Genomic DNA, 15915 nt, shown 5'->3' with positions numbered 1-15915 from the left:
ACCTGTTCAAGTGTTCGGTTCTGCGCAAGGCCTGGGCCCGGCGCCTGGATTTCAGTCAGCCAGCCAGGCGTTGGCCCAGTGCTGCAGATGATGTTCGGTGAGGACGTAGTCGCTCAGTACCGCCTCGCGCAAAGCATCGCCCTGGCGATAGCTGGCAGCCGGGTCGTCGAGGTGCATGCGGATCGCTTCCAGCCACTGCGCCGTGGTGTTGTCTGCCACGCGGGTGCACGGCAGGTAGCCGGCATAAGCCTTGGTGTCGGTGCAGATGACCGGGAAGCCGCAGGCGCCATATTCGAGCAGCCGCAGGTTGCTCTTGCAGTCGTTGAACAGGTTCTGCTCCAACGGTGCCAGGGCCAGGTCAAGGTTGAGGCTGGCCAGCTTGCGCGGGTAGTCACCGAACGAAATGGCCGGGTGAAACTCCTTCACGTAAGGCAGCAGCATCTCGGGGCACATGCCGAAGAACACCCAGTCGACTTCGTCGGCCAGCGTGCGCACCACCTCCAGCAGCAGTTCCAGGTCACCGCGGTGGCTGGTGCCGCCCGCCCAGCCTACACGCGGCCGCGCGCTGGTCTGACGCTCACTGCGCAGGCCCGTCCACAAAGAGGCGGCGAGCATGTTGGGGACCACGCGGATGTCGCTGTGCATGCTCGACAGGGCATCGGCCAGCGGTTCGGTAGAGACCACCACGCGATCGCACAGGCCGATGGCTTGGCTGACCAGCTCGCGCATGTTGCGCGGCAGGTTGCGGGCGTGATCGTTCTTCTTCGGCGGATCGATGATGTAGTCGTCCAGCTCGTAGATGCGCCGGGTGTTGGAGAAGCGCTTGAAGCGAGCGATATCGCGCAGGCTGGCCGGGGTGTAGCGGCACTGCAGGATCACCACATCAGGTTTTTCCCGCTCCAGCTCGATCAGGCTCGGTGCGCTGTAGTCGATGCGGCCCTGGATCCAGCCGGCCTTTTCCAGCTCGGCGAACGGCTGCGATACACGGTAGTGACCGATGGCGGAGGTGCTGCTGGGCAGCCCCATCACCGACGGCATGGCGCGCGCAATGAACGGATCCCAACCACCGCGCAGGCCCGGCTCGAAGTTGAAGTTCGGCAGCTTCAGGCTGAGGTTGCGATTGTAGGCAGGATCGAAAGCAACCCATGCCAGCCAGCGCTCATACAGCCGCTCCTGATCGGCCAGCAGGCTTTGCGGTGCGGGCTGTTCCTGAGCGGGCACCGGCACCTGGGCGACCCGCGAGAACGGCGTCCACACCGACAGGTAGCCCACTTCGCGCGCCCGCAGGCACAAATCGGCATCGAACAGCGATACCTCGAACGCCGCAGTATCCAACCCACCCAGCTCGGCGAACAACGCTGCGCGCACCAGCAGGCAGTCAAGGCCCAGGGCGCTCCAGTTCTGCACCAGGCTCAGGCGGTTCATGTAGCCATCGGCATTCACCGCACAACTCAGGAACGGCGTGCCGGCAGTGCCATTCATGCCCATCACCAGGCCGGCCGAGAGCACCGAACCATTGTTGTCGAACAGCTTGGGGCCAACCAGGCCGACTTCCGGGCGCTGCCCCAGATGCATCAATTCCTGCAGCCATTGGCCGTCGAACAGCACGCAAGTGGCATCGAGCAGCAGCAGGTATTCACCGCGCGCCTGACGGCTGGCCTCGTTGAGGCTCTGCGCCCGCCCGGTGGCATCCGCCTGGCAAACGCGCAATTGGTCACTGCCCAACCCCTGCAGGCCGCCCAGCCAGTCGCGCACCTCCGAGGATGTCTCGCTGCTGGCCACCAGCAACACTTCGAAATCGGCGTAGGCGGTATGGGCGAACAGCGATTCCACGCAGCGCATCAGCACCGCCAGCTCGCCCGCGGCGTGGATGAGGATCGAGACACTGGCGGCTTGGGGGTGCAGGTAGGTGACCCGCGTCATCATGCTGCCTTCGATACCCGAAACCCGCGCCTGCACGCCCAGGCGCTCGAAATGTGCTTGCAGCACACGCGGGGCCTGCACATGCGCCTGCGCATCGTTGAGCCAGTCGGCGTAGCTGTGGTGACACTGCACCAGCACTTCGGCGATGTGCTCGACCACCTGCAGGCCGTGGGCCTCGACCATGCGCCAGAGCAGGTCGTGGGGAGCGAGCGTGGCGAAGCTGGAATCGAAGCCGCCAAGTTCGCGCAGCGCCTTGGCATCGAAGGCAAGCAGCCGACCGACGTAGGGCAGGCTGCGCATCAGGTCGAGGTTGAAGTCGGGTTTGAAGATCGGACACGATGGCGCCAGGTTGTCGTTGGCGCCTTCGTCGATGTACAGGCACAGGCTATCGCCACGCAAGGCCATGCGCTCGGCCATGATCACCAGTGCATGAGGGTGCGCGCGGTCACCGGCGCGCAGCAACAACAGCCAGTCGATGTCCTGGGCGGTGGCCAGCCACTGGCCAAGTTCGGCAAAGTGATCACCCTGGCTGTGCAAGTGCCGGGCATCGCCCTGTACCTGGCCAGCCAGCGCCGCCGGGCCCAGCACCAAGGTACTGCGGGCGGGATAGGACTGCCCCTGCAGGCTCTGCAAAGTGGTGCGCAAGGCCTTCTCGTCGCCCGCCTCGGCCAGCACCGCCACCGCGATGCGCGGCTGGCGGGGCCACTGCTCGATGCGTTTGGGCAGCAGGCTGACCTGGCCCGCAGACAACTGGCGCGACGCCAGCCATTCGGCATACAGCTCGTCGAAGCTGATGCTGTCTGTACCGATCTGCTGGCCAAGGTTGGCCATCTGACCGGAGAAGAAGCGGCGCAGGTCCATTTCCTCCCAGACCTGATCGGCCGCCCCGGTGTATTCGGCCAGCGGCAGGGTGCGCACCCAGCCATCGGCCGGCGCTGGCTCGCCAGTGGACTCGGCGAGCATCTGCAGCAGCCATTCGGATTCGGTCCTGGCAGCCTCGACCATGCTGCCCTGGTGGCTCAGGCGCCCCGCGTGCACGCGCTCAAGGCTCAGCACCTGGTCCAGGCTGCAGAGGTGACCACGACGCAGCAGGCAGGCGTACAGCGCGAGGTCCAGGCGTGCGGCAAAGCCCTGCCCCTCCCCGACCAGCGCCGGCAGATAGGCCTGTACCTCGTCACGGCGCAGCAGCGCATGGCTGATCCCGCCAAACAGATTGGGCACGCCATCGGCGACGCTTTCGAGCAGGTCGGTGCCATTGATCACGGCACTGTTCAGGGAAATGACGAAGTTCAGCCAACGCGCCGGCAGCAGCACATCGTCGGCTGCACACAGCAGGCGCTGGCAGATGACCATGCTGACCTTGGCGTGATCGCTGAGCACCCTGGCCTGTTGGCTGATGCAGGTGCCGAACAGCACGTCGTCGTCACAGAGAAACTTGATCAGCTCGCCCGACGATTCCTCCAGGCAGCGCTGCAGGTTGCGGGCAAAACCCAGGCGCTCGGGGTTGCGCACATGACGCAAGGGCACCGTGCAACCGGCACGCAGCTCTTCGCAGATCGCCGCGATCTGGTCACCGCGACTGTCGTCGCAGACCACGATCTCCAGGTTCGGGTAATCCTGGCCGATGGCGCTGGCCAGCGTGGCGCGAAAGAACTCGGGATTGAACGCGGGGATGGCGATACTGACGAGGGGTTGTGCGTTCACTAGGACTCACTCAAGCGATTGAACCGCGGGACCGGCTGCCACCCGGTCCGGCGCTGACCGGCGGGTGGCGAGGCAGGCTCGTGGGACGATCACCCCGCGATCACCCGCACCTGGGTTCAGATGTAGTTGACCAGCGACAGGCCGGCGATCTTGGCGTAGGACTGCAGCGAGGCCTGGAGCATGTTGGTCTGCATCTGCAGGCGCAGCATCACCGTGGCCGGGTCGCTTTCGCGGATCGAGCTCTGGGTCTTGGCGTTCTCGTTGCCCAGCGCTTCGTTGGTTTCGGCCTGGACATCCAATGCCGCGCCGCGACCACCGATGGCGCTGATCGACGAGCTCACCTGGTTGGTGGCACTGGCGATGTTGCCGATTGCCGAGTCCAGCGAGGCGAGGAAGTTCTGGCGCGCCTTGGGGTCGCTGTCCATCGGCACGCTCAACGCGGTGCGCAGTTGGCCAATGGTGTTGAGCATGTTCTGGTTCTGGTGGGTGTCGACCTTGATTGCGAACGAGTCACCAGCATTGGGTGCACCGGACAACTGGAAGCTCACGCCGGAGGCCGTGGCGGTGTTGCCCGCCAGGGTGCCGGTGGAGATCGGCCGGCTGTTGTCGGTGAGCGGCGCTGCATACAGCTCGAAGTCGGTGGCGCTGGTGAACTTGAGCACCGCGCCGCCACCTGGGAACGAGGCGTTGTACTGCGCCTGGTTGCTGATGGTGGCGTTGTTGACCTGAGTGCCGGAGGTGTTGCCCGGGCTGCGCGAGCCAGCGATGGCGTCGGGCTTGGAGCTCAGGTTGAAGGTGTGGCCGGCAATCGCGGCATCCGGGTTGTCGCCCGGCTGCAGGGTGATCTTCAGGCGCAGGTCGACACCACGGAAGGAGATCGAACCATTCTCGGCATTCGGGTTGTAGGTCCCGCCCTGTGAGGCTTCCAGGGTCACGTCGTTGTTGCCCGAATCGAGGATTCGGTACTGAGTGCTGCTGAGGAACTCGACGCGGTACGGCTCGCCACTGCGGAAGCGGTCGTTGAACGTCGCGCTGCCGGACACCTGGCCGTTGGACAGGCTGACCCGACCATCGTCCACCGCTGGAGCGGTCAGGGTGGTCTGGCTGCGGCTGGTGTTGAGTGCCTGCTCGAAGGCATCGAAACCGGTCTCGTTGGCCGCCAGGCTGAGCATGTCGCCCACCTGCAGTTTCAGCTGGCCCTGGTCGCCCTGGTAGCTGTAGGTGCCGTCGGCGTTGCGCACGTAGGGCGGGGTGTCGCCCTTGGAACCGGAGAACAGGTATTTGCCGTTCTCGTCCTTGCTGTTCATCAGCGAGAACAACTGCTCTTCCAGCGAACCCAGCTCGTCGGCGTTGGCCTTGCGGTCGGCGTCGGTGAAACCGGCGTTGCCCGAGCTGATCGCCAGCTCGTTGACGCGCTGCAGCACCTTGCCGATGGCATCGAGGGTGCTTTCGGAAGTGCTCAGCGAGTTGCGCACATTGGTGATGTTGCTCTTGTACTGGTCGAGCATGTTCTGTTGCTGCTCGAGCTGCAGCAGGCGCGAGGCGCCTACCGGATCGTCGGCTGCAGTACGCACGCGGATGCCGTCGCTGGATTCCTGCTGGGTTTTCACCACGTTGGAAAAGCCGCGCTGATAGTTGGCGCTGCTGGTGTTGTAGAACTGCGAAGTGGAAATGCGCACGGTCTACGGCTCCTTAAAGGCTGTTGATCAAGGTGGCGAAGGTTTCCTGGGCCGCCTTGATGATTTGCGACGACGCGGTGTAGTACTGCTGGAACTTGATGAGGTTGCCGGTCTCTTCGTCGATCGACACCCCAGAGACAGCGTTGCGCCCATCGAGCGCCGACTTCTGCAGGGCATTGGTGGCGTCGGAGTCCATGCTTGCCTGGCCGGCCTTGCCGCCGACGTTGGACACGAGCTTGGCGTAGGCATCGGTCATGCTGATGCCCTTGCCGTCGGCGCCGACTTCCACGGTGGACTTGGTCTGCAGGTCGATCACCGACTTGGCGTTGCGGTTATCGGACGAGCCTGCGCCGGTCAGCGAGACGGTGAAACTGTCACCGTTCTTCGGCGCGCCCGCGACTTCCATCTCGAAGGTGAACGAGCGCTGGGTGGCGCCGTCCATGATCGGGTTACCGGCGCCATCGACCATCGGCACCGAGAGCTGCAGCTTGTTGCTCTGGCCGGGCACGATGGTGCCGGTGCCGATGGAGTTGCCCTTGGCGTCGTACAGGGTGTAGCCCTGGGGGGACGCGGAGTCGTCGCCGAACACCAGCTTGACCGGGGTCGAATACTTCAGGCCGGTCTGCAACTGAGTACGATCGGTGGCGTTGTAGATGTCCAGCTTGGAGGTCAGGTTCGGCTGGGTGATCTGCCCGGTGCCCTTGTTGCCCGAGCCGCTCACTGCACCCAACGGCGCGGACAGCGCCAGGCGCTTGGGATCGGTGAGCACCGACTCGATACCGGCTGCGGCGTTGCGGGTCGGGGTGATCTTGAAGCTGTCGCCAGCGGCAACGGCGCCACCATTGAGCGAGAGGCTGAAGCCATCGATCACTTTAGGTGGGTTGTCGTTAAGGTCGAAGTTGCCCATGTCGGTGCCTTCGGGCAGCTTGCGCACGTTGTAGCCGGTGGCACTGGTGAAGGTCACCTGGTAGTCGCTGGTGCCAAGCTTACCGGTGTCCTTGATGGTCACATCGAGGTTGCCGGAGCCTGCACTGTTGCCTTGGCGGGCGATACTGCGCTCGCTGATGGCCTTGGCGCTGTTGATGTCGCCGAACAGCAGCGCGCCGAATTCACCATTCTTGTCGACGCCCTGGCCGAGCTGGCTGTTGATCGCATCGGACACCACCAGTGCCACCCGGCCCAGCTCGTTGAGCGCAGGGTCCAGGGTGTCCTTGCGGTAGCGCAGCAGGCCACCGAGCTCGCCACCGGTGGTGGTGTCGGTGATGTCCATCTTGGTGCTGCCGCGGTTGATCATCAGGCTCATGCGCGTCGGATCGTTGCGGTTTGGCGCGACCTCGAGGGTCTGGGTGGTCTTGCCCAGCACCAATGCCTGGCCGTTGGGCAGGTAAATGTCGTAGTTGCCTTCGCGCTCCACCACCTGGCTGCCGATCAGCTTGTTCAGTTCGCGCACGGCGCCGTCACGCTGGTCGAGCAGATCGTTCGGCTGGCCCTGGATCGCCGACACGCGCGAGATCTGGTCGTTGTACTGGGCGATGGTCGAGGTGAGCTTGTTCACCTGATCGGCGATCGACGCCATGTTGGCGTTGATGTTGCTGTTCTGCTGATTGAGTTGCGTGGACAGGCTGTTGAAACGCTTGGCCAGCGATTGCGCGCTGGTCAGCAGCAACTGGCGAGAGGCATCTTCGTTGGGCTTGGCCGCAGCGTCCTGCATGGCGGTGAAGAAGCTTTTCAGGGCAGCCGTGATACCGGTGTCAGCGCTCGACAGGGCAGTGTCGAGCGGATTGATCTGGTTCAGGTACGAGTTGGCATCGCTGGACAGCGAGGTGGTGGTGCGCAGCTGGTTCTCGAGGAACGAGTTGTACACCCGGCGCACGTCGGCCAGCGTGGTGCCGCTGCCGATGAAGACGTTGCCGTTCTGCTGCGAGCCTTTGGTCTTCTGCACGTTCTGCTGGCGCGAGTAACTGTCCACATCGGCGTTGGCGATGTTGTTACCCAGGGTGTACATCCCCGACTGCGCGGCACCCAGCCCCGACATGCCAATATTGATCAAGCTCGCCATGATTCGCTGCCCTTAAAGTTGCGTGGTGGTCCCGAGCATTGCGTAGCTCGTGTCCGACTTCATCTGTCTTGCGATCTGCGAGATCTTGCTGGCGTAGTTCGGGTCGGTGGCATACCCGGCCTTCTGCAGCTCTCGCACAAACTGTTCTGGGTTATCGGCCGCCTTCACCGCATCTTGATAGCGCGCGTTGTTCTGCAGCAGGCTGACCAGGTCGTGGAAACTGTCCTGATAAGAGTCGTAGGAACGGAACGCGGCCGTCTCCTTGACGAACTGACCGTTGCGGAACTCGCTGGTGATCGCCCTCGCCTCGCCGCCCTGCCAATTGCCGGTGGCCTTGATGCCGAACAGGTTGTGGCTGCTGCTGCCATCGGTGTTGCGCATGACCGATTTGCCCCAGCCGGTTTCCAGGGCGGCCTGGGCCACCAGGTAACGCGGGTCGATACCAATGCGCTTGGCGGCCTGCTCGGCCATCGGCAGCATGGTGGCGACGAACTCGTCGCTGTCGGCGAAGGCTTTCTTCGGCGCCAGCGGCGGCTGGGCCACCGCACGCCCGAGAATCTGCATGCCACGCCCTGGCGCGGCGAAGGCCTGGGCCGGCTCCCAGTCACCGGTGGCCACGCCACCGGGCGGGATGTCGCCACGGCCCGGCAACGCCGAGGTGTTGGTCGCCGCAGGATTGCCCGCCGACGGCACGATGCCGGCGAGCAGACGGTCGGTGAGCTTGCCCGGCAGCGCCAGACGCCGCGCATTGAGCGCCGCAACGTCGTTGCGAGTGGACGTCGATTCGACGGCGTGGGCAGGTGCGACCACTTTCGTGCCCCACAGCGCCGGCGCATTGCCGTCGATACGCGGGAACGGGCTGGTGTTAGGGCGCACGCCCTTGTTCTTCGACAACTGACGCACCAGCACGTCCTGCAGGCCGATACCGCCGCCTTCACGGGACATGCTCACGGCCAACTGCTGGTCGTACATGTCGCGGTACTGCTTGACCGTCTCGGTATTCATCGGATCGTCGGCAGCCAGTACATCGCCGGCCTTGCGCGAGGCCTTGAGCATTTCGCCGATGAACAGCGACTCGAACTCCTGGGCCACCTTGCGGATGTTGGCATCGCTGTCACGGTCCCCGTGCTTGAGCGAGCTCAGACGGTTGAGGTCGGTGTAGGCGCCGCTGTCGGCGGAACTTGAAACCAGGCTCTTCGGATTCATCGCCAGCGTCCTCAGATCACGATCAGGTCGGCCTGCAAGGCGCCGGCCTGTTTCAGGGCTTCGAGGATCGCCATCAGGTCGCCCGGTGCCGCGCCGACCTGGTTCACCGCACGGACGATTTCATCCAGCGTGGTCCCCGGGCCGAACTTGAACATCGGCTTGGCTTCCTGTTGCGCATTGACCCGCGACCGTGGCACCACGGCAGTCTGACCGTTGGAGAACGGCCCCGGCTGACTGACGATCGGGTCTTCGGTGATGGTCACGGTCAGGCTGCCGTGGGTGACGGCGGCCGGCGATACCTTGACGTTCTGGCCGATGACGATGGTGCCGGTACGCGAGTTGATGATGACCTTGGCCACGGCCTGGCCCGGATCGATCTCCAGGTTCTCGAGGATCGACAGGTAGTCGACCCGCTGGCTCGGGTCCATGGGCGCGGTGACGCGCACCGAACCGCCGTCCAGCGCCTGGGCAACGCCCGGGCCGAGCAGTTCGTTGACCTTGTCGACGATGCGCTTGGCGGTGGTGAAATCAGGACGGTTGAGGTTCAGGGTCAGGCTGTTGCCCTGGTTGAAGCCGCTCGGCACCGCTCGCTCGACCGAAGCGCCGCCAGGGATGCGACCGGCCGACGGCACGTTGACGGTGATCTTCGAGCCATCGCGACCTTCGGCATCGAAACCACCGACCACCAGGTTGCCCTGGGCAATGGCGTAGACGTTGCCATCGATCCCCTTGAGCGGGGTCATCAGCAGGCTGCCGCCACGCAGGCTCTTGGAGTTGCCGATCGAGGACACGGTGATGTCGATCACCTGGCCGGGCTTGGCGAAGGCCGGCAGGTCGGCGTGCACCGACACTGCAGCGACGTTCTTCAACTGCACGTTGCCCGAACCTGGCGGCACCTTGATGCCGAACTGCGACAGCATGTTGTTGAAGGTCTGCAGGGTGAACGGGGTCTGGGTGGTCTGGTCACCGGTGCCGTTGAGCCCCACCACCAGGCCGTAGCCGATCAACTGGTTGGCGCGCACGCCGGAAATGCTGGCGATATCCTTCAGGCGCTCGGCGTGGGCACCGAACGCGAAGGACAGGAGCAAGGTCGCGGCAATCAACTGCCTGGCGTTGAACATGGTCATCCGTACTCAGAAGGGCCAAAGCGGGCTCATGAAGAAGCGGTCCAGCCACCCGGGCTGGCTGGCATCGGCGAAGGAGCCGGTGCCCGAATAGGTGATGCGCGCGTCGGCCACTCGCGTGGACGGCACGGTGTTGTCGGTGGCGATATCATCGGCGCGGATCAGACCAGCGATACGCACCAGCTCTTCGCCGGTGTTGAGGGTCATCCACTTCTCGCCGCGCACGGCGATGATGCCGTTGGGCAGTACATCGGCCACCGTCACGGTGATCGAGCCGGTCAAGGTGTTGCCCTGGCTGGCCTGGCTGGCACCCTTGGTGGCACGCTCGCCCTTGTACCCCGCGTTGAGCGACAGGTCGCCGCCGCCGAACGGGTTGTTGGTGTTGGGGGTGGTGCCGAACAGCGAGGTCAGGCCGATATTGGCGTTGCTGTCCTTCTGGATCTGGGAACCGGCGTTCTTGCTCGCCGAGGTACGCTCGTTGAGGGTGATGGTGATGATGTCACCGACACGAAACGCCTTGCGATCGCCATACATGTTCTGCTCGAACCCGGCCTGGTAGATCGAACCGTTGTTGGCCGCCGACGGCAAAGGTGTACGCGGCAGTACAGGCGCGTAGTAAGGGTCGTTGGGCTTTGCCGTCGGCGCAACGCAACCGGCCAGCAACACAGCCCCTCCCAGGGCGACGACGGACAACAGACGATTCATGACGCTTACCTCACGGTGTAACAGGCGCTGCAACAGCGGCCGGGTAGCTAGAGCCAGGACTTACAGTTGCTGGGTGACGAACGACAACATCTGGTCGGCGGTGGAGATGACCTTGGAGTTCATCTCGTAGGCGCGCTGGGTGGTGATCATGTTCACCAGCTCTTCGACGGTGCTGACGTTGGAGTTTTCCAGGGTCTGCTGCAGGGTGGTGCCGAAACCGTTCAGGCCCGGGGTACCGACCTGCGGCGCACCGCTGGCAGCGGTCTCGAAGAACAGGTTGTTGCCAATCGCCTGCAGGCCGGCCGGGTTGATGAAGTCCGCGGTCTGGATGTTGCCGATGATCTGCGCGGCCGGGTTGCCGGTGGTGGTGATCGACACGGTGCCGTCCTGGCCGACGGTGAAGGTCTGCGCCTCCGGCGGCACGACGATGGCAGGCTCCAGGGCGAAACCGTTGGCAGTCACGACCTGGCCATCGGAGTTCAGGTGGAAGGTGCCGTCACGGGTGTAGGAGACAGTGCCGTCGGGCTGCAGGACCTGGAAGAAACCACGACCATTGACCGCGAGATCCAGCGGGTTTTCGGTGGTCTGCAGGCTGCCGGTCTGGAAGTTCTTCTGGGTGCCGACGATGCGCACACCGGTACCGACCTGCAGGCCCGAAGGCAGCTCGCTGTCCTGAGTCGACTGGGCACCAGGCTGGCGCTTGGTCTGGTACAACAGGTCCTGGAACTCGGCACGGTCACGCTTGAAACCAGTGGTCGAGACGTTGGCCAGGTTGTTGGAGATGACCGTCAGGTTGGTGTCCTGTGCGGACAGGCCGGTTTTAGCGACCCAGAGAGCCGGAAGCATTTAGTGTTCTCCTCGTGCGCCTGTTTTACGGCACCCGTTCAAAAGTGATTAGCTGATTTGCAAAACCCGAGCCATGGCTTCGTCGCCCTGCTCGGCTGTTTTCATCATCTTGACGTGCAGCTCGAACTGGCGAGACAGGGCCAGCACCGAAGTCATCTCTTCGACGGCATTGACGTTGCTGCCTTCGAGGAAGCCCGACACCACGCGGACATTGACGTCCGCATCGGCCGGCTGGCCGCTGTTGGTGTGGATCAGGCCGTCGAGGCCTTTGCTGATGCTCTTGATGTCGGGGTTGACCAGCTTGATCCGATCGACCTCGGCCATGACGCGCGGGTCTTCGCCCATGGCGCGGATGCTGATGGTGCCATCGTCACCGACCTCAACCTTCTGCTCGGGCGGAATGGCGATCGGGCCACCGTTGCCGATCACCGGCATGCCATTGCCGGCGCGCAACACGCCGAGGGCGTCAATGTTCAGGCTGCCGGTGCGTACGTAGGCTTCGCTGCCATCCGGGGCCTGCACGGCGATGAAGCCATTGCCACTGACCGCCACGTCCAGCTCGCGACCGGTCTCGATCATCGGGCCTGCGGTAAAGTCGGTGGCAGGCCGCTCGCTCATGGCGAAGGCACGCGCCGGAAAGCTGTCGCCGAACACCGGCATCGAGCGCGCCTGCTCCAGGTCACGCTGAAAACCGGTGGTGGAAACGTTCGCCAGGTTGTTGGCGTGGGCCTTCTGTGCCACCGCATTCTGGGCGGCGCCGGTCATGGCCACGTAAAGCATCTTGTCCACAGTCATCCTCCGCTGCACTGGCGATCGATTGCCGCTCACCGTTGCTGTGCAGGCTGTAAAGCAAGTTCCGAACCAACTTTCTTCAAGGCAAGAAAAAGCCCGTGAATACGGGCCTTTAGCGGTTTTCGTCGAGGGTGCAACGTCGGTTATCCGGCGCTGCTTTGCCGCTGGCGGCAAGGGGGTGCCAAAGTTCAGCAATAGCAGTGTTGCTAGGGTCTGTATGAAAAGCCTTGAGACGAAGGTCAGGCAAGGCGAAAACAGCCGAGGAAGCGGAGTTTACGGGTTGTAAATGAGCATTCCGAGGCTGTTTTCAACGCAGCATCACCGAGTATCAAGGTTTTTCATACAGAGCCTAGTCGCGACACCCGCCATTGTTGTATGGCCCGGCAAACCGCTTCCAGCCCTCCCCCGGCGACCACTGCGAACACACCAGTCGCCCATCCACCTGACTTTCCCAACGCCACCAAGGCGCGGTACCGGCCTGGGCCTGGAGCAGACACAGCGCCGCAAGCAGCGCGACAGCCAACTTTTTCATGATCCCTCCTGCAAAAACGACGAACCCCTTCACGGGAAAGGGGTTCGTCCAGACACGCTCAGCCAGCGACCATCAGGTCATCTGGATGATGGTCTGCATGATGGTGCTCTCGGTGGAGATGGTCTTGGCGTTGGCCTGGTAGTTGCTCTGCGCCTTGATCAGCTCGACCAGCTCCTGGGTCAGGTTGACGTTGGACGCCTCCAGGGAGTTGGACTCGACCGAACCGAGGGTGCCGGTCTTCGGCGCATCGATGCCCGGAATGCCCGAGGAGAAGGTTTCCTTCCAACGAGTACCGCCAATCTGCTGCAGGCCCTGGTCGTTGGCGAAGCTGGCAATCGCAACCTGGCCGATGGCGCGAGACTGCTGGTTGCTGAAGCTTGCGAACATCACCCCGGTGGAGTCGATCGACAGGCTCGACAGGATGCCAGTGGCATAGCCGTCCTGGTTCTGCGACATGCGCGCGGTCTCGGTGTTGTACGAGGTGGTGCTGTTCATGGCCAGGCGCATGCCGTCGGCATTGCCATCCGAACCGTTGGCCGCCCAGTTGCCTGCGGCATCCTTCGCGGCCGGGATCCAGCCCTTGAGGCTGAAGGTGTTGTTGGTCACGCTCCAGTTGGCCGCCGGCACCGTGGTGTTGTCGGTGGTCATGGCCTTGATGCTGCCGTCGGAGTTGAAGGTCATGGTGCCGGTCAGCGGCGTGGTGCTGCCCGGGTTCAGCGGGTTGCGACCATCGACCAGGGTGTACATGGTCCACTCGTTGGTGCCGGTCTTGCGGTAGAACTGCTCCATGGTGTGCTCGTTACCTTGACTGTCGTACACCTTGGTCGGGAAGGACTTGGTGTAGGTCGACTGGTCGGCCGGGTCGAACGGCTTGTTCGGCACCATCACCGGCGGGGTCGCGCCGTTGGACACTTCCAGCGGGATGGTGTCGGCGGAGGAGTTCAGGTTGATGCCCTGGTCGATCAAGGTGGTGGCCTTAGGGGCCAGCGCCGAGGTATCGATCTTCAGGTTGGTGAGGATGCCCTTCTGGATCTTGCCGGTGCTGTCGGCGGCATAACCTTGCAGGTTCAGGCCATCGGAGGTGACCACGTTGTTGTCCTTGTCGGTGCGGAAGGCACCGGCACGGGTGTAGGTCAGCGAGCCGTTGTCGGAGAGGACGAAGTAGCCCTGGCCCTGGATGCCCATGTCCAGCACGTTGCCGGTGTTGTTCACGTCACCCTGGGTGAACTGCTGCGACACCGCCGCCAGGCGCACACCGTTACCGACCTGGTTCTGGCCCACGCCCAGGCGGTTGGCACCGGCGTAGACGTCGGCGAACTCGGCACGCGACGACTTGAAACCTGTGGTATTGACGTTGGCGATGTTGTTGCCGGTAACGTCGAGTTGCTTGTTGGCTGCGTAGAGACCGCTAAGGCCGATATTGAAAGACATGCTTTGCTCCTTCTGCCGAACAGGCCGGCCTTAGATTCCGATGGTTTGTACTTTGGAGATGCCGACCTTGCCGATACCCGCCAGGTTGAGCATCATCTCGCCGCCAGTGCCGCCCACGGTGACACTGGTGACGGTGGCTGGCAGCAGCGTGTACATCTCCTGAGCCTTGCCATCGACGGTGGTCGTCGCGGTAAAGGTGTAATTGCCCGCCGCAACCTTCTCGCCCTTGTCGTTGGTGCCATCCCAGATGAAGTCGGCAGTGCCCTTCTTCTGTTCGCCCAACTGGATGGTCTTGACGACGTTGCCATCCTTGTCCTTGATCGTGACCTTGCCGCTCTCGATGTTCTGCGGCACCACGACCTGACCATTGAAGCTCTTGGTCGGATCGACCAACGCCTTGTCGTTCTGCACGATCACCGAGCGACCGACCAGCGACGACGCCTGCAGCGCCTGGGACGAACCCAGCGAACCGGTAATGGCATTGACCGACTCGTTGAGGGTCTGGATACCCTCCAGGCTGCTGAACTGCGCCAGCTGGGCAACGAACTCACCGTTGTCCTGCGGGTCGAGCGGGTTCTGGTGCTGCATCTGGGTGACCAGCAACTGCAGGAAGGCATCCTTGCCGAGCGCGTTCTTGTCGGTCGGCTCGCTGGTTGGCTTCTTGGTGCCGTTGCTCACACCAGAGTTGGCGAGCACATCATTAACATTGACTGCCATGCGTTGCGCTCCTCAATCACTGACCCAAGGTCAGCACCTTCTGCATCATGGTCTTGGCGGTGTTCATCAGCTCGGCGTTGGTCTGGAACGCACGGCTGGCGGAGATCATGTCAGCCATCTCCTCGACCACGTTGACGTTCGGGTAGTAGACGTAGCCGTCCTTGTTCGCCGCCGGATGATTGGGCTCGTAGCGGGCCTCCAGATTGCTCTGGTCCTCGATGATCCCCTTGACCTGCACACCCTGGCCGGCCTGGCCCTGGTCGTCGAACAGCGACTGGCCGGCACCGTTCTGGGCCTGCTCGAAGGTGGTGGCGAACACGGGATGGCGCGCGCGGTAGGTCTGATCGATGCTCGAGGAGACGGTCTCGGCGTTGGCGATGTTCGAGGCGACGGTGTTAAGGCGCGTGTTCTGCGCGCTCATGCCGCTACCGGCGATGTTGAAGACACTGGCAAGGGACATGGTCACTCTCCACGCAGGGCCGATACCAGCCCTTTGAATTTACTGTTGAGCAAGGTGAAGCTGGCCTGGAAGTCGATCGCGTTCTGCGCATAGTTCGACTGTTCGATCTGGGCATCGACGGTGTTCTGATCGATCGACGGCTGCATCGGCGTGCGGTACTTGAGGCTGTCGTCGGCCATGGCCAGGCCTTCGGCCTCGATGTGATGGCCGTTGGTGCGGGTCAGCGAGATACGCCCGTTGCTTTGTTTGTCTGCCTCGGCGGCAAGCACCGAGGAGAAGTCCATGTCACGAGACTTGTAGTTGGGCGTGTCGGCGTTGGCGATGTTGTTGGCCAGCACCTCGGCGCGCTGGGCGCGGAAGCCCAATGCCTTTTCATGGATGCCGAGGGCCTTGTCGAAGCTGATGCTCATGTCGGGGAACCTTCGAAGGTTGACCAGCGTTGCGTTGGCCAAGCTATAGCAAGGCCTGTGCCAACAGGCGCAACCCCAGCAATACCGGGCATCGACTGCATCGGCGAACAACGGCAATGCCAGAAAAGCGGCAAAGTGCTTCCGCTTGGTGGCGGGTGAGCGGCAATTGCCGAGCGGCAAAAGCGGCAATCCAAAAAATTGACGTCAACAGACCAGTGTTATTTTGCCATCACTGCGAGTAGCATTCGCGACCGCGCAGAAATGTGGCATGAGGCCACTAGTTACGGTTTCAGGCACAGCATGGATGCGCACTGTCCCCATTGCCTT

Annotated in this window: 13 protein-coding genes; all 13 read right to left on the bottom strand. The window is 63.2% G+C overall.

The annotated features are described in order from the left end of the window. Window positions 1–51 precede the first annotated feature (51 nt). Complete coding sequence (locus VA602_RS16240) at window positions 52–3627, bottom strand: glycosyltransferase (RefSeq protein WP_323453704.1); 3576 nt, start codon at window positions 3625–3627, stop codon at window positions 52–54. A 116-nt stretch (window positions 3628–3743) separates the two neighbouring features. After that, window positions 3744–5306: a flagellar hook-associated protein 3 gene (locus VA602_RS16235; RefSeq protein WP_153774598.1), complete on the bottom strand. Its 1563-nt coding sequence runs from the start codon at window positions 5304–5306 to the stop codon at window positions 3744–3746. Between the two features lie 13 nt (window positions 5307–5319). Beyond that, entirely contained in the window at window positions 5320–7365 is a 2046-nt protein-coding gene (flgK, locus tag VA602_RS16230; protein ID WP_323453703.1) for a flagellar hook-associated protein FlgK, read from the bottom strand. Between the two features lie 12 nt (window positions 7366–7377). Next, window positions 7378–8571: a flagellar assembly peptidoglycan hydrolase FlgJ gene (flgJ, locus tag VA602_RS16225; RefSeq protein WP_323453702.1), complete on the bottom strand. Its 1194-nt coding sequence runs from the start codon at window positions 8569–8571 to the stop codon at window positions 7378–7380. An 11-nt stretch (window positions 8572–8582) separates the two neighbouring features. Then, window positions 8583–9692 carry a flagellar basal body P-ring protein FlgI gene (locus tag VA602_RS16220; RefSeq protein ID WP_065862324.1) on the bottom strand — a complete coding sequence of 370 codons (1110 nt, stop codon included), beginning with the start codon at window positions 9690–9692 and terminating at the stop codon, window positions 8583–8585. 12 nt (window positions 9693–9704) lie between these two features. Beyond that, window positions 9705–10400, bottom strand: coding sequence for a flagellar basal body L-ring protein FlgH (gene flgH / locus VA602_RS16215; RefSeq protein WP_054891899.1), 696 nt, complete (start codon window positions 10398–10400; stop codon window positions 9705–9707). 60 nt (window positions 10401–10460) lie between these two features. Beyond that, window positions 10461–11246 carry a flagellar basal-body rod protein FlgG gene (gene flgG / locus VA602_RS16210; RefSeq protein ID WP_063545695.1) on the bottom strand — a complete coding sequence of 262 codons (786 nt, stop codon included), beginning with the start codon at window positions 11244–11246 and terminating at the stop codon, window positions 10461–10463. Window positions 11247–11294: 48 nt separating this feature from the next. Then, window positions 11295–12035 carry a flagellar basal body rod protein FlgF gene (locus tag VA602_RS16205; RefSeq protein WP_054891901.1) on the bottom strand — a complete coding sequence of 247 codons (741 nt, stop codon included), beginning with the start codon at window positions 12033–12035 and terminating at the stop codon, window positions 11295–11297. Window positions 12036–12387: 352 nt separating this feature from the next. Next, window positions 12388–12570 carry a hypothetical protein gene (locus tag VA602_RS16200; RefSeq protein ID WP_054891902.1) on the bottom strand — a complete coding sequence of 61 codons (183 nt, stop codon included), beginning with the start codon at window positions 12568–12570 and terminating at the stop codon, window positions 12388–12390. 72 nt (window positions 12571–12642) lie between these two features. After that, on the bottom strand, window positions 12643–14001 hold the full coding sequence (gene flgE, locus VA602_RS16195) for a flagellar hook protein FlgE (protein WP_063545696.1): 1359 nt from the start codon (window positions 13999–14001) through the stop codon (window positions 12643–12645). Window positions 14002–14031: 30 nt separating this feature from the next. Continuing rightward, window positions 14032–14718, bottom strand: coding sequence for a flagellar hook assembly protein FlgD (gene flgD, locus VA602_RS16190; RefSeq protein WP_323453701.1), 687 nt, complete (start codon window positions 14716–14718; stop codon window positions 14032–14034). A 16-nt stretch (window positions 14719–14734) separates the two neighbouring features. Beyond that, the gene (gene flgC, locus VA602_RS16185) at window positions 14735–15178 is read right to left on the bottom strand and encodes a flagellar basal body rod protein FlgC (protein ID WP_054891905.1); all 444 of its coding nucleotides are present in this window, start codon (window positions 15176–15178) and stop codon (window positions 14735–14737) included. A 2-nt stretch (window positions 15179–15180) separates the two neighbouring features. Next, the gene (gene flgB / locus VA602_RS16180; RefSeq protein ID WP_054891906.1) at window positions 15181–15588 is read right to left on the bottom strand and encodes a flagellar basal body rod protein FlgB; all 408 of its coding nucleotides are present in this window, start codon (window positions 15586–15588) and stop codon (window positions 15181–15183) included. Between the last annotated feature and the right edge of the window lie 327 nt (window positions 15589–15915).

It is taken from the genome of Pseudomonas machongensis, assembly GCF_034961125.1.
Taxonomy (GTDB): domain Bacteria; phylum Pseudomonadota; class Gammaproteobacteria; order Pseudomonadales; family Pseudomonadaceae; genus Aquipseudomonas; species Aquipseudomonas machongensis.
The sequence above is the reverse complement of the archived record's forward strand: the minus strand, read 5'-3'. Positions and strand labels throughout refer to the sequence as shown.